General features: G+C 73.6%; 16 protein-coding genes. 7 read left to right on the plus strand and 9 right to left on the minus strand.

Features of this window, described 5'->3' with window-relative positions:
• Nucleotides 1-85: 85 nt before the first annotated feature.
• The 6 genes from ACYVHU_RS20065 (at nt 86) to ACYVHU_RS20090 (ending at nt 6,729) form a co-directional block, all read left to right on the plus strand.
• The gene (locus tag ACYVHU_RS20065) at nt 86-1,240 is read left to right on the plus strand and encodes a Gfo/Idh/MocA family protein (protein ID WP_078759525.1); all 1,155 of its coding nucleotides are present in this window, start codon (nt 86-88) and stop codon (nt 1,238-1,240) included.
• Complete coding sequence (locus ACYVHU_RS20070) at nt 1,237-2,403, plus strand: dihydrodipicolinate synthase family protein (protein WP_078759524.1); 1,167 nt, start codon at nt 1,237-1,239, stop codon at nt 2,401-2,403. The genes ACYVHU_RS20065 and ACYVHU_RS20070 overlap by 4 nt, the downstream gene beginning before the upstream one ends.
• 2 nt (nt 2,404-2,405) lie before the next feature.
• Nucleotides 2,406-3,287, plus strand: coding sequence for a sugar phosphate isomerase/epimerase family protein (locus ACYVHU_RS20075; protein WP_498949284.1), 882 nt, complete (start codon nt 2,406-2,408; stop codon nt 3,285-3,287).
• Between the two features lie 30 nt (nt 3,288-3,317).
• The gene (locus tag ACYVHU_RS20080; protein WP_498949241.1) at nt 3,318-4,247 is read left to right on the plus strand and encodes a 5-dehydro-4-deoxyglucarate dehydratase; all 930 of its coding nucleotides are present in this window, start codon (nt 3,318-3,320) and stop codon (nt 4,245-4,247) included.
• Complete coding sequence (locus ACYVHU_RS20085; RefSeq protein ID WP_498949242.1) at nt 4,241-5,326, plus strand: mandelate racemase/muconate lactonizing enzyme family protein; 1,086 nt, start codon at nt 4,241-4,243, stop codon at nt 5,324-5,326. The genes ACYVHU_RS20080 and ACYVHU_RS20085 overlap by 7 nt, the downstream gene beginning before the upstream one ends.
• Nucleotides 5,327-5,412: 86 nt before the next feature.
• The gene (locus tag ACYVHU_RS20090; protein WP_498949243.1) at nt 5,413-6,729 is read left to right on the plus strand and encodes a pectate lyase family protein; all 1,317 of its coding nucleotides are present in this window, start codon (nt 5,413-5,415) and stop codon (nt 6,727-6,729) included.
• Between the two features lie 46 nt (nt 6,730-6,775).
• Here the strand turns inward: ACYVHU_RS20090 and ACYVHU_RS20095 are convergent, their stop codons facing one another.
• The 8 genes from ACYVHU_RS20095 to ACYVHU_RS20130 all read right to left on the minus strand — a co-directional run bounded on the left by ACYVHU_RS20095 (nt 6,776) and on the right by ACYVHU_RS20130 (nt 15,956).
• The gene (locus ACYVHU_RS20095; protein ID WP_498949245.1) at nt 6,776-7,810 is read right to left on the minus strand and encodes a LacI family DNA-binding transcriptional regulator; all 1,035 of its coding nucleotides are present in this window, start codon (nt 7,808-7,810) and stop codon (nt 6,776-6,778) included.
• A 295-nt stretch (nt 7,811-8,105) separates the two neighbouring features.
• A complete protein-coding gene (locus ACYVHU_RS20100; RefSeq protein WP_078759518.1) occupies nt 8,106-9,005 on the minus strand; it encodes an NAD-dependent epimerase/dehydratase family protein in 900 nt (299 codons plus the stop codon).
• A gap of 48 nt (nt 9,006-9,053) precedes the next feature.
• On the minus strand, nt 9,054-10,382 hold the full coding sequence (locus tag ACYVHU_RS20105) for an ABC transporter substrate-binding protein (RefSeq protein WP_078759517.1): 1,329 nt from the start codon (nt 10,380-10,382) through the stop codon (nt 9,054-9,056).
• Nucleotides 10,383-10,530: 148 nt separating this feature from the next.
• Nucleotides 10,531-12,069: a glycoside hydrolase family 43 protein gene (locus tag ACYVHU_RS20110; RefSeq protein WP_498949247.1), complete on the minus strand. Its 1,539-nt coding sequence runs from the start codon at nt 12,067-12,069 to the stop codon at nt 10,531-10,533.
• On the minus strand, nt 12,066-12,980 hold the full coding sequence (locus tag ACYVHU_RS20115) for a DUF6807 domain-containing protein (protein ID WP_498949248.1): 915 nt from the start codon (nt 12,978-12,980) through the stop codon (nt 12,066-12,068). Before ACYVHU_RS20115 ends, ACYVHU_RS20110 begins: the two co-directional genes overlap by 4 nt.
• Nucleotides 12,977-14,128, minus strand: a complete 1,152-nt coding sequence (locus ACYVHU_RS20120) for a Gfo/Idh/MocA family protein (protein WP_078759514.1) — start codon at nt 14,126-14,128, stop codon at nt 12,977-12,979. The genes ACYVHU_RS20115 and ACYVHU_RS20120 overlap by 4 nt, the downstream gene beginning before the upstream one ends.
• Nucleotides 14,125-15,033 carry a carbohydrate ABC transporter permease gene (locus ACYVHU_RS20125; protein ID WP_078759513.1) on the minus strand — a complete coding sequence of 303 codons (909 nt, stop codon included), beginning with the start codon at nt 15,031-15,033 and terminating at the stop codon, nt 14,125-14,127. Before ACYVHU_RS20125 ends, ACYVHU_RS20120 begins: the two co-directional genes overlap by 4 nt.
• Nucleotides 15,030-15,956, minus strand: coding sequence for a carbohydrate ABC transporter permease (locus ACYVHU_RS20130; RefSeq protein ID WP_498949250.1), 927 nt, complete (start codon nt 15,954-15,956; stop codon nt 15,030-15,032). Before ACYVHU_RS20130 ends, ACYVHU_RS20125 begins: the two co-directional genes overlap by 4 nt.
• 324 nt (nt 15,957-16,280) lie before the next feature.
• Here ACYVHU_RS20130 and ACYVHU_RS20135 point away from each other — a divergent pair, with 324 nt between their 5' ends.
• Nucleotides 16,281-16,691 carry an Rv3235 family protein gene (locus ACYVHU_RS20135; RefSeq protein ID WP_078759512.1) on the plus strand — a complete coding sequence of 137 codons (411 nt, stop codon included), beginning with the start codon at nt 16,281-16,283 and terminating at the stop codon, nt 16,689-16,691.
• Between the two features lie 651 nt (nt 16,692-17,342).
• On the opposite strand, the gene ACYVHU_RS20140 is transcribed toward ACYVHU_RS20135, so the two are convergent.
• A complete protein-coding gene (locus tag ACYVHU_RS20140) occupies nt 17,343-18,605 on the minus strand; it encodes a DUF5685 family protein (protein ID WP_078759511.1) in 1,263 nt (420 codons plus the stop codon).
• Nucleotides 18,606-18,657 lie beyond the last annotated feature (52 nt).

The following is an 18,657-nucleotide window of genomic DNA, read 5'->3' on the forward strand; positions in this document are numbered from 1 at the left end:
GCGGTCGGAAACGGACACTGGCGTTCCCGATGGGTTTGAAGTAGCTTGGAAAGCGCTTTCTCACGAAGGTCGAGAGGTAGGGCACATGGGCATTCAGCTGCTCGGCGTCGCCATGAACGGCGTCACCGGCCGCATGGGATACCGCCAGCACCTGACACGGTCGGTTCTCGCCATCCGGGAGGCCGGTGGCGTGCCACTGCCGGACGGCGACCGGATCATCCCCGAACCGATCCTGGTGGGCCGCTCCGAAACGAAGCTGCGCGACATCGCGCGGCAGCACGGCATCGAACGCTGGAGCACCGATCTCGATACCGTTCTCTCCGACGACACCGTCCAGATCTACTTCGACGCCCAGATCACCAGCGCCCGCGAGGACGCGGTGCGCGCGGCCATCAGCGCGGGCAAGCACGTCTACACCGAAAAGCCCGTCGCCGCGACCCTGGACGCGGCCCTGGAACTGGCCAAGCTCGCCCGCGACGCGGGCGTGCGCAACGGGGTCGTGCAGGACAAGGTTTTCCTGCCGGGTCTGCTCAAGCTACGCCGGCTCGTCGACAGCGGCTTCTTCGGGCGGATCCTGTCCATCCGCGGCGAGTTCGGTTACTGGGTCTTCGAAGGGGACTGGCAGCAGGCGCAGCGCCCCAGCTGGAACTACCGGGCCGAGGACGGGGGCGGCATCGTCCTCGACATGTTCCCGCACTGGCACTACGTCCTGGAACACCTCTTCGGCCCGGTGCGGGCCGTCACCGCGCGCGCCGTCACCCACGTGCCGCGCCGCTGGGACGAGCGGGGCCGCCCCTACGCCGCCACCGCCGACGACGCGGCCTACGCGATCTTCGAACTCGACGGCGGGGTCATCGCCCAGATCAACTCCTCCTGGTCGGTCCGCGTCGACCGGGAGGAACTCGTGGAGTTTCAGGTGGACGGTACCGAGGGCAGCGCCGTCGCCGGCCTGACCGGCTGCCGCATCCAGCACCGGGCGCTCACCCCCAGGGCGGTGTGGGACCCCGACACCGCCACGTCCGACGACCACCGGGGGCGCTGGCAGCAGGTCCCCGACAACGGCGAGTTCATCAACGGTTTCCGGGCCCAGTGGGAACGGTTCCTGCGCCATGTCCACACCGGGGAGCCCTTCCCGCACGACCTCCTCTCCGGAGCGCGGGGCCTGCAACTGGCCGAGGCCGCGTTGCAGTCCTCACGCTCGGGGCGGCGGGTGGAGCTGGAGGAGGTCGAACTGGCGTGAGCTCTCCCACCGTGACGCTGCCCCGCCCCGACGGCACCCTGGCCGTCCACACCCTGCGCGACCCGATCGCCCTCCCCCCGGCCACCGGGCCGATCCGGTCCCGGACCGCCTACGCCGCGGCCCACGTGGTCGCAGACCCCCTCGCCGACAACACCCCCGGAGCGCCCGCGCGGCTCGACTGGGACGCCACCCTGGCCTTCCGCCACCACCTGTGGGATCTGGGGCTGGGCGTCGCCGACGCGATGGACACCGCCCAGCGCGGCATGGGCCTGGACTGGCCGGCCACCGCCGAGCTGATCCGCCGTTCGGGGGCCGAGGCGGCCTCCCGCGGCGCGATGTCGGCCTGCGGCGTCGGCACCGACCAGCTCCACAGCGTCCCCGCGCGTTCGGCGGAGATCGTCGCGGCCTACACCGAGCAGCTCGCCGTCGCCGAGGAGGCCGGGGTCACGCCCGTGCTCATGGCCAGCCGGCACCTGGCCGCCCTGGCCCGCAGCCCCGAGGACTACGCCGAGGTCTACGGGGAGCTGCTGCGGCAGGTCCGCCGCCCGGTGATCCTACACTGGCTCGGCACGGCCTTCGATCCGGCGCTCGCCGGATACTGGGGGAAGGACGACCCGGCCGACGCGGTACCCGTGGTCGCCGAGCTGATCGCGACCCACGCCCCGGCCGTCGAGGGGATCAAGGTATCCCTGCTCGACGCCGAACTGGAGACACGGCTGCGGGCGTTGCTGCCCGAGGGCGTACGCCTGTACACCGGGGACGACTTCAACTACCCGTCGCTGATCCGGGGGGACGGCAGCCGCCACTCCCACGCGCTGCTCGGCGCGTTCGCCGCGATCGCGCCCGTCGCAGCCGCCGCCCTGCGCGCCCTCGACGACGGCGACGACGCGCGCTATGACGCCCTGTTCGCCCCCACCCTGCCCCTGGCCCGCCACCTGTTCGCCCCGCCCACCTACTACTACAAGACCGGCGTGGCCTTCCTGGCCTGGCTCAACGGCCACCAGCCGGGGTTCACCATGGTGGCCGGATTGCAGGCCGCGCGCTCCCCGCTGCACCTGGCCGAGGCGTTGCGACTCGCCGACGCCGCGGGGGCGCTCACCGACCCGGACCTGGCCGCCCGGCGCATGCGATGGTTCCTCGACGTGGCGGGGGTGGCCCGATGACCATGGCCCCCACCGCTGTCGACGTCCCTTCCGGCCTGCCCGCCGCCATCTCCACGCCCGCCCCCGGCGACCCGCGGCTGTCCCGGCTCTCGCTCAACCAGAAGACCGTCGACCGCTGGGGGGTGCGCGAGGTCGTCCACGGATGCCTGCGGGCCGGCATCCCCGCGGTGGGACTGTGGCGCGAGCCCGTCGCCGCGTTCGGGACGGCGCGCACCGCCCGGCTGGTGCGTGACGCCGGCCTGCGCGTCTCCTCCTACTGCCGCGCGGGTTTCCTGACGGGCCACGACTCGACCGCCGCCCTCGACGACAACCGCCGGGCCATCGACGAGGCAGCCGAGATCGGTGCCGCCTGCCTGGTGATGGTCCTGGGCGGGCTCCCCGAGGGCAGCCGGGACCTGGCCGGCGCGCGCGCACGCGCCGCCGAGGCACTGGCGCTGCTGGTGCCCCACGCGCAGGAGCGCGGTGTCCGCCTCGCCCTGGAACCCCTCCACCCCATGTTCTGCGCCGATCGCGCCGTGCTGTCCACGCTCGGTCAGGCTCTCGACCTCGCCGAACGGTTCCCGGTCGAGACCGTCGGGGTGGTCCTCGACGCCTACCACATCTGGTGGGACCCGCAGGTCGACGCGCAGATCCGCCGGGCGGGGCCACGCATCGCGCTGTTCCAGGCCTGCGACTGGGTCCTGCCCCTGCCCGCCGACGCCCTGCTGGGCCGCGGCATGGTCGGCGACGGCCACATCAACGTGCGCGCGCTGCGGGAACAGGCCGACGCCGCCGGCTACGCCGGCGACATCGAGGTGGAGGTCTTCAACGCCGACGTCTGGGCGGCCGACGGCGACGCGACCGTCGCGACCCTCCTGCGCCGCCACGTCCAGCACGTCGTCTAGCCGCCGCGTTCCCATCTCAAGGAGGCATCCATGGAGTTCGACGGCATCCTCTTCTTCCCCGTCACCCCCTTCGACGCGCGAGGCCGGCTCGACGAGGCGGCCCTGGAACGCCACCTGCGGTCCGGCCTGGAACACCGGCCCGGCGGCGTGTTCGCCGCCTGTGGCACCGGTGAGATCCACGCCCTGTCCACGGCCGAGCACGCGCGCGTGGTGCGCGCGGCCGTCACCGCCGCGGGAGGCGGGGTCCCGGTGGTCGCCGGCGCCGCGGGCGGCCTGCGCACCGCGATCGACCAGGCCGTGGCAGCGCGCGACCTCGGCGCTGACGCGGTCCTGCTCTTTCCGCCCTACCTGGTCGGCGCGCCCCAGCGCGGCCTGGTCGACTACGTCCACGCGGTCGCCGCCGAGGCGAAGACGCCCGTCATCGTCTACCAGCGCGGCACGATGGCGCTCACCCCCGAGTGCGCCGCCGAGATCGCCGGGATCCCCGGCGTCATCGGCATCAAGGACGGACTGGGCGACCTGGACCGGATGGCCCGCATCGTCATGGCGGTGCGGGAACGGCGCGGCAGCGACTTCACCTTCTTCAACGGCCTGCCGACCGCAGAACTGACCGTGCGCGCCTACACCGGTATCGGCGTCCCCCTGTACTCGTCGGCGGCCTTCGCCTTCGTGCCGGAGGTCGCCACGGCGTTCCAGTGGGCGGTGCGTGTCGGCGACCCGCTCGCCGACACCCTGCTCGAGGTGTTCTACCGTCCGCTCGGCCGGTTGCGCGACCGCACCCCCGGCTACGCCGTCGCACTGGTCAAGGCCGGCCTGGAGCTGCGCGGCGGGGCGGCCGGAGGGGTGCGTCCGCCCTTCACCGACCCCACACCCGCCGAGCTCGTTGAGCTCGGCGCGATCATCGACGCCGGGCTCGCCGCGGTCAAGGAGTCCGCCGCCCCGGGGGCCTCGGAGTGCTGATCGAGGGGATCTCGGCCACGGCCCGTCGGCTGCCCCTCGCCCGTGCCTGGGACGGCGGGGTGGACGCCAACCACATCGTCGTCGTGCGCGTCGACGCCCAGGGCGGGGCACGGGGTACCGGCTTCGCCTGGACCCCCAGCGTCGGGGCCGGGGCCGTGCTGGCCCTGGTGCGCGAGGACTGCCCGGCCGCGCTTTTGGGCCGGCCCGCCGACCCGGGGCCTCGCTGGGCCGACCTGATCCGCCATCTGCGCGACGCGGGCACCGGCGGGCTGACCGCCATGGCCGTCGCGGCGATCGACATCGCCCTGTGGGACCTCCAGGCCCGCGCCGCGGGGGTCGCGCTGACCGACCTGATCGGCCGCCGCCGTGACCACGTGGCGGCCTACGGCAGCGGCGTCAACCTCGACCTCCCCCTCCCGGAGCTGGCCGAACAGGTGCGTGGCTGGCTGGACCGCGGCCACACGGCGATCAAGATCAAGGTCGGCTCACCCGATCCCGGCCGCGACGACGAGCGCGTCGCCGAGGTCCGCCACATCATCGGCCCCGACCGGCGGCTCATGCTCGACGCCAACCAACGCTGGGACCTGCCCGGCGCGGTCCGCGCGATGCGCCGTCTGCAACGGCACGACCCCTACTGGATCGAGGAGCCGCTGCCCGCCGACGACCTCGCCGCGCACGTCCGGCTGCGCTCGGCCACCGACGTGCCGTTCGCGCTCGGCGAGAACCTGCGTACCGTGCGGGAGTTCCGCGCCGCGCTGGAGGCCGGGATCTGCGACGTGGCCCAGCCCAACGTCGTGCGCGTCGGCGGCATCACCCCCTTCCTGCGTGTCGCCGAGCTCGCCGCCGACCACAGCGTGCCGGTCGCTCCCCACCTGCTGCCGGAACTGTCCGCCCAGCTCGCGCTGTGCGTGCCGATGGTCTCCATGGTGGAGGACATCGACCAGGCCTCCTTCGCCGCGCTCGGGGCGCTCACCCGGCCCAGCGGGGTGGAGGTACGCGAAGGCCGGGCCTACGTCGAGGGCGGCGCGGGGCACGGCCTGGAGTTCGCCGTCGACACGCCCGCGCCCCAGGTCCCCTGACACCACCGGTGCCGCCCGGGGCGCGCGGCACCGCGACCCACACCCCACCGGTCCGCGCAGCGACGGACCGGGCGAAGGAGGAACGGATGCGCATAGCCACCCCCGTGGCGCTCGTCACCGCCGCGGCCCTGTTGCCGTTGACCGCTCCGGCCGCGCACGCCGCCGGCCCCCTCTCCCCGCGCGTCGAGCGCGTGGCCCGCCAGACGCTCGCCCCGGACGACGGTTGGGCCGCCCACGAGGGCGGGACCACCGGAGGGTCCGCCGCGAAACCCGCCGACGTCCACGTGGTGCGCGACTGGGCGCAGCTGCGCGCCGCCCTGTCCGACCCCGATTCCACCCCCAGGATCGTCGCGGTCGACGGCACGATCCACGCCGCGGAGGGCCCCGACGGACAGGCCCCCACCTGCGCCGACTACGCCGACCCCGCCTACGACAAGGAGGCCTACCTGGCCACCTACGATCCCGCCCACTACACGGAGGCCGAGATCACCGGCCCCCTGGAGGAGGCGCGCCAGCGCTCGGCGCGCAACCAGGCCGAGAGCATCTCGGTCGACATCGGCTCCAACACCACCCTCATCGGGCTGGGCGACGACGCGCGTATCGTCGGCGCCTCCATCACCATCCGCGACGCCGACAACGTCATCGTGCGCAACCTCGCCTTCGAGAGCCCCCGCGACTGCTTCCCGCACTGGGAGCCGGGGGAGTGGAACGCCGAATACGACGGGCTGACCGTACGCAACTCCACCCACGTGTGGGTGGACCACAACGAGTTCTCCGACGGTGCCCACCCCGACAGCGCCAACGAGGAGCACTGGGGGTATGAGTACCAGGTCCACGACGGCCTCCTCGACGTCGTGGACGGCTCCGACCTGGTCACCCTCTCCTACAACGTCTTCGCCGACCACGACAAGACCATGCTCATCGGCAACACCGACCGGCCCGATCGCGACCGCGGCCGGCTTCGGGTGACACTGCACCACAACCGGTTCGACAACATCCTGCAACGGGCCCCGCGGGTCCGTTACGGCCAGGTCCACGTCTACAACAACCACTACGTCGTCCCGGCCGCCCCCGAGGGGGAGAAGGAGTACGTCTACTCCTGGGGGGTCGGAGTCGAGTCGATGATCTACGCCCGCAACAACCGCTTCGACCTGGGAGAAGGCATCGAGCCCGCACAGGTCGTCCGGGCCTGGGGCGGCACCGCGATCGACGAGTCCAACACCCTGGTCAACGGCGTCTCGCGATGGCACCGGGTCGACCTGCTCGCGGCCCACAACGCCGCCCACGACCCCGACCTGGGCTCCGACGTCGGCTGGCGGCCCGAGCGGAGCGGGCGCGTCGACCCGGCCTCCAGCGTCGCCGCCAAGGTCGGCGCGCGCGCCGGGACCGGACGCATCCTGTGAGCGACGTCCGCCGCGGCACCGGGCCGTGCCGCGGCGGACGCCGGGGTCAGGCGGTCGCCGGCGGGGCGGTGCTCTCGCGCAGGACCACCTCGCCGCTGACCGCGACGGTGCGCGGGTGCGCGGGGGCTTCGTCCTCCAGCGCCAGGCGCGCGGCCTCCCGGCCCATCCACTCCAGCGGCAGGCGCACCGTCGTCAGGGCCGGCGTCAGGTCGCGCAGGGTGGGGATGTCGTCGAACCCGGCGACGGACAGGTCCTCGGGCACCCGTATCCCCGCCTCGCGCAGCGCGGCCATGGCGCCGGTGGCCATGACGTCGTTGACGACGAACAGGCAGGTCGCGTCGGTCCCCCCGGCCAGCAGCCGGCGCGTCGACTCATATCCCCCATCGCGCGTGAACGCCCCGTGGACCACGTTGTGGGGGGCCAGTTCGGCACCGGCCTGCGACAGCGCCGCGTGGAAGCCGTCCAGGCGGTCGCGCGCGGTACGCAGGTCGGTGGGGCCGGCCAGGATCGCGAACCTCCGGTGTCCCTGTTGGGTGAGCCGGCGGGCCAGCTCCGCCGCGCCGGCCCGGTTGTCCGGGACGATCGTGTCGGCGGGCAGCCCCTCCTGGGACACGCAGGCCACCCGGCCGCCCTGCGCGGTGAACCTGTCCACCTCCTCGGCCAGCTGACGGGTGCTGGCCTCGTCGATCGTGCGGCTGCCGACCAGCACGACGGCGCGCGCCCGGTGCGAGCGCAGGGTGGCCAGGAGCTGGGCCTCGCGGCGTGCCGCCCGTCCGGTGGTGCCCAAGACGACGACGAGTCCCTGCTCCTCGGCGACCTCCGTCATGCCCGCCGCGATACTGGAGAAGTAGGGGTCGGCGATGTCGTGGACCACCAGGCCGACGAGCGTGCTGGTGTTGCGGGCCAGCGTCTGGGCGGAGGCGTTGGCGAGGTAGCCCAGTTCGTGGGCGCTCGCGGTGACGCGCTCCCGTAGTTTCTCCCCGACCTGTCGGGTACTGCCGTTGAGGACCCGGGAGGCCGTCGCCAGGGAGACTCCGGCGTGCCGGGCCACCTGCTCCAACGTCACATAACCGTTGCTCACGGACACCTCTCACGGGCGGGGGACGCACGGGCGGGCGCGCCTTCGGGAAAGCTCTTTCCTACCTGATCATAGGAGGCCGCGCGCCACCGGGCGAGCCGGGACGACGCTTATCTTCACGACGGCCCCCGACAGCGGCGTCGGCCATGGCACCGGTCCGGCCGTCGGCGGCCACGGGCGACCGTCCTGGGCCCGAACCGCCCGAGGTCGCCCGTGGCCGCCCGCCTGCTCCGCCGTCCCGCGCACGGGCACGGCGCAGCGATGGCACCGGGCCGCGCCCTCGCGCGTCGCGGCCGGCTCACCGTCCCCGGTCCGCGGCGCCCAGCTCCGCGCGCCAAAGCCGCCGGGGCCGCCACCCCAGCGCCCGCGCCCGCGCGCTGGAGAAGGCCGGGGCCGTTCCGGTCAGTCGGGCGGCCAGGCCGGCCGTCCCCGGATGGAACCGCGGCAACAGCTCGGCCAGCGGCTCGGTGGCCAGCGCGTCGTCGGCCACGGCGTGCAGGACCTGCCCGGGCGCGACGGCCCCGGGCCGCTCCAGGACCAGGGCGAACAGCTCGGCCGCGTCGCGCGCGTCGACGTAGTTGAACAACGACGCGGCGGCCAGCTCGGGGCGCTCCAGCCGTTCGGCGACGGTGTGCCCCTGCTGGGTCGGGGCCCCCGCCCACTCCTCGGGCGCGATGACGTATCCGGGCCGGATCGAGGCGAACGCGCAGGCGCCCGGGTGGGCGCGCGCCAGCGTGCGCACCGCCTCCTCCACGATCACCTTGGACAGGCCGTAGGCGTGCCACGGCAGTACGGGGTGCTCCTCGGTCAGCGGCAGGTGGGCCGGCCGCCAGCCGTCGGCCCCGTATCCCAGGACGGTCGGGCTGGAGGCCGCCACGGCCGAGCGGGCGCCGTGGTCCACCGCGGCCTTCAGCACGGCCCAGGCCAGCCGGGTGTTGACGTCGAGGATGACGGTGTCCGGCCTGCTGAAGGGCACCGCGATCCCCGCGAGGTGGACCACGCCCTCGGGACGGGTCCGGGCGAACGCCTCCGCGCGGGCGTCCTCGTCGAGCAGGTCGGCGCGCAGATGCCGTACGCCGGGGACCGGCGGGCCCTCGGGGGAGAGGTCCACCGAGGTGACGTCGTGGCCGCGCTCGGCCAGGACGGCCACGACACTGCGGCCGAGCCGTCCCGCGCCGCCGGTGACAAGGACACGCATGGTCGGGTTTCCCTTCTCGTCGAGACCGCGCCGGTGGGGCGGGCGGGGTCAGGCGCCGTGGCGCTCGCGGTACTCGGCCTCGGCCTCGTCGAGCTGCCGCGCGGCGGTGTCCAGGAACTCCTGCGCGCTCATCTCGCCGAGGAGGACCTGCTGGTACAGCGGCTCCAGGTCGGTCTTGACGATGGAGTTGAACTGCGGCAGGTAGTAGGGGAGCTGGACGAGGACCGTGGCGTCGTCGTTCATGATCTCCGAGGCCCGGGCGAGCGCCTGGTTGGCGTTGACCCACTCCTCGTTCTGGACGTCGAGGTTGGCGGGGATCTGGCCGACCTGTTCGTTCCAGTAGGAGTTCATCTCGCTGGAGGCGACGAACTCGACGAACCTCCACGCCTCCTCCTGGTGCTCGCTGCTGCGAAAGACGCCCACCCCGTCGGTCGGGTTCGACACGATCGTGTGCCGCCCGGTCTCCTCGCTGGGCCACAGGGGGGTGCCGACGACCCCCTCCTCGCCCAGCGCCTCGACGTGGTTGGCGTAGGAGCCCAGGTTGTGGTGGAGCATGGCCACGTCACCGCCGGTGAACTGGGCGACCATCTTGGGGTAGTCGTTGTTGATGTCGGCGCTGGGCGTCTGCTCGTCGTACATCGCGGCGATCCGCTCCAGCGCCTCGACGTTGGCCGGGTCGTTCACGGTGGTCGTGCCGTCCTCGCGGAAGAAGGACGTGATCCCGGAGATGGCGTAGATCTCCTCCAGGACCTGGGGGATGGAGCCGGCGCCCCCGCGGATGGTGAAGCCGTAGCGGTTCTCCGCGGGGTCGGTGAGCTCCTCGGCCGCGGTGAAGAACTCCTCCCACGTCTCGGGCTCCTCGACGCCGGCCTCGGCGAACCAGTCCGGCCGGTACCAGATGATGCCGATGTTGGCGCTGGTGGGCAGGGCGTAGAGGTTGCCGTCGGCCGCCGCCGCGCGCACGTTCTCGACGAACCCGCTGTTGAGCCGGTCGGCGAGGTCGCTTTCGGCGAGCCGGTCGTCCAGTGCGACCAGGGCCTCGCGGCCGCTGAGGTTGGACAGGTAGGCGGTGGAGACGCCGCCCACGTCCGGCAGTGCCTCGCCGGCGATCGCGGTGTCGTACTTCTGCTGGACCTGGGCCGAGGGGATGCCCACGTACTCGACCTCGATACCGGGGTTGGCCTGCTCGAACTCGGCGATGATGTGCTCCCACAGCGGGGTGCGGTCGGGACCGGCGTTGTTGTCCCAGAAGGTGAGCCGGACCGTGCCGTCATCGGATCCCGAACCACAGGCGGACAACAGGAGTGCTGCCGCGGTGGCGAGCGCGGCGGCCTGGAGGGGGCGCCGGGAGCGGCGGAGGCGGTGCGAACGGGGCATGGTGGTTTCCCTTCGTGAGCCTGGTGCTGCGTGACCCCCGTGGCCGGTCGCGTGGGGCGGGCCCACGCGCTGGGTTGGAAAGCGCTTACATGGAAGAGTGGCACGGGGAGAGGGGGGAGTCAACGGTTCGGTCGGCGGCCTTGGGATGTCACGGGTAGGGGGCGGCCGATGCCGCCTCCACCCGGAAGAAGCGGAAGACGGCGTGTCCGGTGGCCCGCTCCGCGCCCGCCGGACCGAGGGCGAACAACCCCAACGTCGCCCCCACCCAACGCCCGGGGGAGGCGGTGAAGGCCGGGCCCAGCCCGGACCAGCCCGTCCCGTCGTCGACGAGGAAGCGGCACCGGGCGTCGGCGTCGATGTCGACGCGCAGCCCGACCTCGCTTTCCCCGGGCAGCGGACGCGCGACCTCCGCCGGCCCTCCAGCGGAGCCCGGTCCTTCGCCCCGCACCACCTCCGGGCCCGACGGCCCACGGCGCAGGCCCACCCACCCGAAGGTGTCGCCGAGCACGGTCAGCCCGGCCACGGCCCCCAAGGCGTCCGACTCCAGGCGGAGCCGGGTGGTGACGGTGCACGGGAAGGCGGGCAGCCGCTGACCCAGCACGTGCGGGACCGCGGTGAGATCCCCGCCGCCGACGTCGGGAACACAGCCCAGCCCCAGCCCGTCGCACTCCACCAGCCACCCCGCCCGGGGGTTGGCCTGCCAGGTCCACCGCGGCCCCGGGCCGCCGCGGAAGTCGTCGTGGACGGTGAGGAGCGGCGCGGCCGGGGCGGGGGAGAGGGGACGAGGGTGGACCTCCACGGGTGTCCCGCACCCCGACCCGTCGTCGAAGCCGATGACCGGCCACCCGTCGGCGCGCCATGCCATCGGCTGTAGGTGGACGACCCTGCCGAACGGGCCCCGGTCCTGGAAGTGCACGAACCAGTCGTCACCGGCCGGGGTGCTCACCCACGCGCCCTGGTGGGGGCCGTTGATCGGCCCGCCGTTGCGCGCCATGACCACACGGTGCTCGTAGGGGCCGTCGATGGAGCGGGAGCGGAAGGCCGACTGCCAGCCGTCCGTCACACCGCCCGCCGGCGCGAGGATCCAGTACCAGCCGTCGCGCCGGTAGAGCTTGGGGCCTTCCAGGGTGTGACAGCCGGGGATGAGGTCACCGTCGACGACCACGCGCCCCCGGTCCAACAACCGGGTGCCGTCCGGGCTCATCCGGTGCAGGGTCAGCCGGTTGGCCACCCCGCTGCGGCTGCGCGCCCAGGCGTGGACCAGGTAGGCGTCCTCGCCGTCCCACAGCGGGCACGGGTCGATGTAGCCGGCGCCCTCCTTGAGCGGGATCGGGCGGCTCCACGGCCCCCGTGGATCGGGGGCGGTGACGACGAACAGGCCGTGGTCGGGGTCGGGATAGAAGATCCGGAACAGCCCCGCGTGGTAGCGGATCGCCGGGGCCCACACCCCACCGCCCCAACGGGGCAGCGCGTAGTGCTCCTCCGGTTCCAGGCGCGCCAGCGCGTGGCCGAGGAAGGACCAGTCGACGAGGTCGCGCGAGTGCAGGACGGGCAGCCCGGGAACGCGGTGGAAGCTGGAGGCGACGAGGTAGTAGTCGGCGCCCACCCGGACCACGTCGGGGTCGGAGAAGTCCGCGGCCAGCACCGGGTTGCGGTAGCTCGCGGCGGTCGCGGGCGCCGCCCTCACCCCGCCTCCCCGGGGTCGGCCGCGCGCTCGCGCGCGGTCGCCGCGAGCCGTTCCAGCTCGGCCGGGGAGGGATGGCCGTCGGCCACGACCGTGACGACGCGCCTGCGCAGGACCTCCCCCGCCCCTATCGAGCGTGGCCGATCCCAGGCCAGCGCGGTCCCCACGCCGGGATACTCGCCGGCCCGCAGGAACCAGGGGTCGCGCTCCTCTCCCGGCATGGTGAACACCAGGGTCCACCGGGCGCCGTCGTCCCGGGCCCCCAGCAGCGCCAGCCACGCGGCGGTCGAGCCGTGCAGCGCCGACTCGCCCTCGACCCCGGGGCCCAGGCAGCGCGGGGGCAGGGCGGCGCGCGGCGCGCGCCAGAAGAAACCGCCGTAGCCGGCTCCGGGGCGTCCCTTCACGGCCGGGCTGGCGAGGCGCAGCTCCCCTCCGCAGACGTTGCGCAGGCCGACGTCCAGGACCAGCGTCCAGGCGCGCTCGTCCAGCGCCAGCGCCCGCGTCCGGCGCTCCTCGGCGATCACCTCCTCGCCGTCGCGGCTTTGCCAGGAGATCAGCTCGGTGTGCTCCTCCGCGTGGCGCCGTGACCAGGCGCGGTGGAGTTGCGCGCCGTGGTCGTCCAGCCAGGTGGGTCCCTGGTCGCGGACGAAGGTCCGCCCGCCCCAGAAGTTGGTCCCGCCCGCGTCGGGAACGGCGACGCCCACGCCCAGGTGGTGGGGGTGGTCGGCGGGCCGCGTCTCGGTGACGACCGTTCCCGCGAGGGTGGACACCGGGTGCAGGTGCGGTCGCGGCGCCAGCCGCGGCTCCAGTCCCGTTCCGTCGTGGTGTTCGGCCACCACCCGGCCGGCCACGCGCAGCAGCGTCGGGGTCTGCCGGCCCGTGGAGGTGGGGGAGGTCGGAATCGGTCGGGTCATCGTCGCGCTCCCGTCGTCGAGGCGGCCCAGGGGACTCCCAGCTCGGAGAACAGTCGGCCGGTGTAGGCGCTGCGCGCGACCAGCCCCTCCACCCCGGTCACCACGCGCCCCACCCCGTCGGGTCCGGTGGCGACCTCCTGGGCCGTGGCCGGGATGGGGCGCGGGTCGGGGGCGGTGCGCACGGCCTCCAGCACCGTCATGAACCCCTCGGTGCGTTCGAGCGGCACCAGGAGCGGTGTTCCGTCCGCGAGATGGTCGAGGAGGTTCTCCAGCAGGTCGGTGCGGGGGTGGGTGCTCACCCGTGGTCCGGCGCCGGGGATCTCCAGGTGGACCTCGTCGAGCGTGTAGTAGAGCCGGACGCGTCCTCGGGTGCCGTTGATGCTGACGTAGGGGTCGTGGCGGGACCGCGCGCACAGGGTCACCGCGACCGTCACCGGATATCCACCGGGAGCGCGCAGGCGCAGACAGGAGGTGTCGTCGGCGTCGATCTCGTGGGCGTGGAACAGTTCCAGTTCCACCCCGCCGGCCACCGACCGCTCGGCGCCGGCCAGGGCCAGCGCGGTCGCCACGGCGTGCGCGAACGGGTTGGTCAGCGCGCCGTCCACGACGTCCACCCCGTCCATGCGCCGTCGGCCGGCCCAGGGGGCCCGCGCGTAGTAGGCCGAGGTGCGCACCCACGCGCCGGCGGCACCCACCCCGAGTATGTCGCCGACCGCGCCGGAGGCGGCGAGCGCGCGGGCCGCCTCCGGCGCGTCGGAGCCCAGGCTCTGGAAGCCCACCTGACAGGCCAGCCCGCTTCGGGCGACCTCCGCGCGCAACAGCCGGTACTCCGCCAGGGTCGCGGTGGGGGGCTTCTCCAACAGGACGTGGGAGCCCGCGGCGAGGGCGGTGCGGGCCAGGTCCAGGTGGGTGTGGATCGGGGTGACCAGGACGGTGACGGCCGCGCCGGTACGCCGTACCAGTTCGCCCAGGTCCGTCGACTGCTCCGGCTCGCCCAGCCCGGCCAGGTCCGCCCGGGTCACCGGCACCGGGTCGCACACCCCCACGAGCCGGATCCGTCCGGCGGCGGCGAGCCTGCGGAGGTTGTCCAGGTGCCAGCGGCCGTGCCCGTGCGCGCCGGCCAGCACGACCGGGACCGGCCCGCTCATCCCTTCACCGCCCCGGCGCTCATGCCCTGCACCAGGAAGCGCTGGATGAAGGCGAACACGATCACCACCGGTACCGCGGCGACCACGCCCCCGGCGGCCAGCGCCCCGAAGTCGACGCTGAACTCGCCGATGGTGTAGCTCAGCCCGACCGGGATCGTGTACTTGTCCTGGGAGCTGATGAACATCAAGGCGAACAGGAAGTTGTTCCACGAGTCGATGAAGGCGAAGGAGCCGACGGCGATCAGGCCGGGACGCAGCATCGGCAGCACGACGGCGAAGAAGGCGCGGATCCGCGAGCAGCCGTCGACCCAGGCCGCCTCCTCCAGTTCCACCGGGATGTTGCGGACGAAGCCGCTGAGCAGGATCAGCGACAAGGGGAGCTGGAAGACGGTGTTGGCGATCACCAGGGACCACAGGCTGTCGGTCAGGTTGAGCATGCTGAACAGCTCGAACAGCGGGATCAGCATCATCGCGCCGGGGATGAACTGGGTGCCCAGCATCGCGACCATGAACAACCGCTTTCCCCGGAAGGAGAACCGCGCCAGCGCGTACCCGCCCGACAGGGCCACCACGCACGTCGCGACCAGCGCGGCGACGCCGACCTTCATGCTGTTGGCGAAGTAGGCCCCGAAGCCGATGCCGTTCCACACCGTGTCGAAGTGCTCCAGGGTGAGCGGCCAGGGCACGATGCCCGTGGTGCCGGCGGGGCGGATGGCGTAGAGCACCATCCAGTAGAACGGGATCAGGGTGAACAGCAGGTAGAGCGTGAGCGGGACGGCGATCTCCCAGCGCGGCAGCCGGGGGCGTCGCCGCGGCGGGGCGGGGGCGGGGGGACGGGTCCCGCTGGGAGCGCTCCCCTGGCCGGGGGGCTGGACGGGGGCGTGGACGGCGCGGTCGACGGTCACGCGCGGTCACCTCCGAACCTGCTCAGACGCAGGTAGACGAGGGAACAGATGAGGAGCAGCCCGAAGGACGCGGTGGTCAGCGCCGCCCCGTAGCCGAATTCGTAGGAGTCCACGGCCTGCTGGGCGACGTAGAGCGGCAGGGTGGTCGTCGCGTTCGCGGGGCCGCCGCCGGTCAGGGTGTACAGCAGGTCGACGTTGTTGAACTCCCAGATCGCGCGGAGCAGGGTGGACAGGATGATCGCGTTCTTCAGGTGCGGCAGCGTGATGTGCAGGAAGCGGCGCCGCCGGCCGGCGCCGTCCACCGACGCCGCCTCGTAGAGGTCCTTGGAGATGGTCTGGAGGTCGGCCAGCAACAGGATGGCGAAGAAGGGGACGCCCCGCCACAGTTCGGCGAGCACCGCGGCGCCGAAGACGGTGTCGGGATCGGCCAGGACCGCGGTCCCCGGCGAGCCGATGCCGAGGTCGGAGAGGAACCGCAGGAAACCGGTGGTGGGGCTGTAGAGCAGCGTCCACAGCACGGTGGTGAGGACGCCGGAGACCACCCAGGGGGCGAAGACGGTGGCCCGGGCCAGGCCGCGCCACCGGAAGGTCTCGTTGACGATCAGCGCCAGGAGCAGCCCGAACAGCAGCTGGAGGATGACCTCCCAACCGACCCATTGCGCGGTGAACCCCAGACTGCGCCAGAACAGGGGGTCCTCGAACAGCATGGTCCGGTAGTTCTCCAGCCCGGCGAAACCGTTGTTCCACGGCTCGGTCACGTTGTAGTGCTGGAGGCTGTAGTAGAACACGCTGAGGATCGGGTACAGCAGGAAGACGATCATCAGCAGCACCGAGGGTGCGATGAGCAGGTACGGAGTCCATCTGTGACGGAGGCCGCGGCGCGGAGCGGCTTGCGCGCGACGCCCTTCGGTGACGGTTGCCACGCCACCAGCTCCTTTGCTTGGTCCATTGCGGAAAGCGCTTGCCGAGAAATGTAGACAGCGCGGAAATCAATGTCAACGGCCCTGGAAACGCTCCCGTCATCGGATCGAAAAGCGACGGCGGGCCGTCCGCGGGAAAACGCGCACGTCCTTTCCGGGGATCGCCGATCCCCCGGTTCCGCGGTAAAGCCGGTATTCCACCTGGCACGGGAAGCACCGTCGTCCCTCTGAAACCATGGCGGCCCGTCCGGACCGCCGTCCCCGGCGGAGCGTTCCGGTGTCCCAGGGCCGGAACGCCGCCGCCCCTCCATGAAGAGGAGACGACGGATGTTCACCCCCGTCCCCCACGCGCACCGTCAGCCCCAGTCCCGTCCCGCCGTCCGCGCCGCCGCGTGCCCGGGTGGCGGCGCCGAACCCGGACGGGAGCGCCGGGCCAGGGAACTGTCCCAGTTCGCGTTGTGCGTCGCCGAGGTCCTCGCCGGCCACCGTGATCCGGTCCATCTGCGCGACCGCATGACCGGCCGGGCCTACCAGGCGCTGCGGCGCAGGGCGGGAGGGTATGCGACCCCGGTCCGGCCCCGGCTGGGACGGGCCCACCTCCGCTGTCCGGCGCCCGGGATCACCGAGGTGAGCGCGGTCGTGGTGTGCGGCGGCCGGCATCGCGCACTCGCGCTTCGCGTGGACTGGATGTCACGGGCGTGGTTGTGCACCCGTCTGGAGACCGACCTCGGCCGCTGACCCCGGAGACGTCGTGGTGCCGAAGCCTTCCCATGTCGCTCCCCGTGCCCGGCCTCGCCGGACGCGGGGGTCCGAGCGGGGGCGTGGGCACGCGGTGGCCTCCGCCCCGCCCGGCCTCGTCCCGCCCGGTCCACGTGGGGCGGGCGCCGCCCTTTCCGGCGACTCCGATCCTCGACCGGCCTCAGCGGGGAGTCCGCGCCGCCGGCGAGAAGCGCGGTCGGCCACGCGCGGGCGCGCCGTTCCCGTGCCGAGGCGGTCCATGGAGCACGCCGGCACCGGCCGGACGGGCCGGCGGCGAGCGCCGCCGCAGGCCGGGACCGCGGAGACGGCCGGGGACGCGGTGAACCGGTGGGACGGCGCCTGGGGGCGAGGACCGAGCGGGCACGGTGGCGGGACCGGCCCCGCCACGGACCCTCCGAGCGGAACCACGTGGGCGCCCCGGGCCGTCTCCGGGACGCCTCCCGTCCCTCCGTCGCGCCATCGCCCACCGTCGACCCTGATGGCCTCCGCCGTTCGCCCACCCCGCACCACCCCCGGGCGGCGTCCGCAGGTCGAGGGCGTGCCGCTCCGCCCACGCGCGTCGCCGGTCCGACGACGGACCTCCCTCGTCGAGCACCGGTGGGGCGGGGTCGCCTCCCCGCCCCACCGCGTTCACAACCCGCAGTCGCAGCACTCGCAGCAGCGGCAGACCTCGCAGCACTGGCAGCACTCGCAGGCGTTGCACCAGCTGTCCCGCGCTTTGCCCGACCACGGTCCCGGATGGGGGTCGCGGCAGCAGAACTGGCAGGTGCAGCACATCCACGTGAAGATCGCGCACCCGGTGATCGGTCCCCGCTGCTTGGGCGGCGAGTGCAGCTTCGGGGTTTCGCAGGTGCACCCCTCGCAGCAGCGGTCGCACCACGACCCGCGCCCCTGCGCGGGCCGCCATCCGCCGCGGCCGGCGTCCGTGGGGCCGTGCGACCCGCCGTGTCCGTGGTATCCGTCGCCGTGCGGGCGGCCGGGAGGGGGCGTGGGGTGTCCGGGATGCCCGTGGGGGTGGTGCGGGCCCCCGTAGGAGTGGCCGGCGTGCCCGAAGGTGCGCCGCACCGCCTTGGCCAGCTCGTCCTCCAGCAGCGCCCGGACGAGGCGGTCGTCGTCGAACGCCGTCTCGGCCAGCGCCAGGCGCACCCCCAGCACCGCGTCGTCGCACAGCCGGCGGATCTCGTCGATCGGCGTCTGCGTCGCGGAGATGGGGTTCCAGGCTCCGGTCGCGTCGTCGCGTTCGCGGTCCTCGACCGCGTCGAGCAGGTGGGCGATGCGTCCGAACAGCCGGCCGGCCTCGCGCAGGGGGTCGGCGTTGTGCGGCCGGCCGGCCAGCACGGCCGTGTGGGCGAAGGCCTGGCCGGTGGCCTCCTCGGTGGGGGCGGTCACCGACAGCACGTCACCACCGGGGCCGGCCGCCTCCTCGGCCTCGCGCTGGCGCTCCACGACGGTCAGGAGGGCGCCCCCGTCGAACCCGAGTTCGCCGCCGCTGCGCCGGGCGGCGCGCGCCCAGTGGCCGGCCAGCCGCCGCGCTGCGCCGCGCACCGCGCGCCGCCCGTAGAGCCCGTCGGCGTCGAGCACGTGGTCGTCGACCTTGGCCGAGGCCAGGACGAGCGACACCGCCGCCGCGAGCCTGGCCCCCTCGCCGCGGGCGACCTCGGCCCGTCGCATCCCGCGCAGCGGGCAGGGTCCCGCGGTGCGTGTCGGGGTGCCGCCCGGCGTTTGAGCCGCCACCAGCACCGAGATCACCAGGCCGTCGTAGTTGGTGGCCACCCGCGCGGCCTGGCCGTGGTCGTCGCGTAGGGCGAGGCACATGCCGCACAGGTGTCCCGTCCATTCGTCGGCCAGTCCGTCCGGCAGGGCATGCCGACATGGGCGCAAAATCCCGAACATCCCTTGAGACCTACTTATCTGTTCTGTTGTCCCGTGGACGTGATCTTCGACG

Source organism: Marinactinospora endophytica (genome assembly GCF_054780875.1).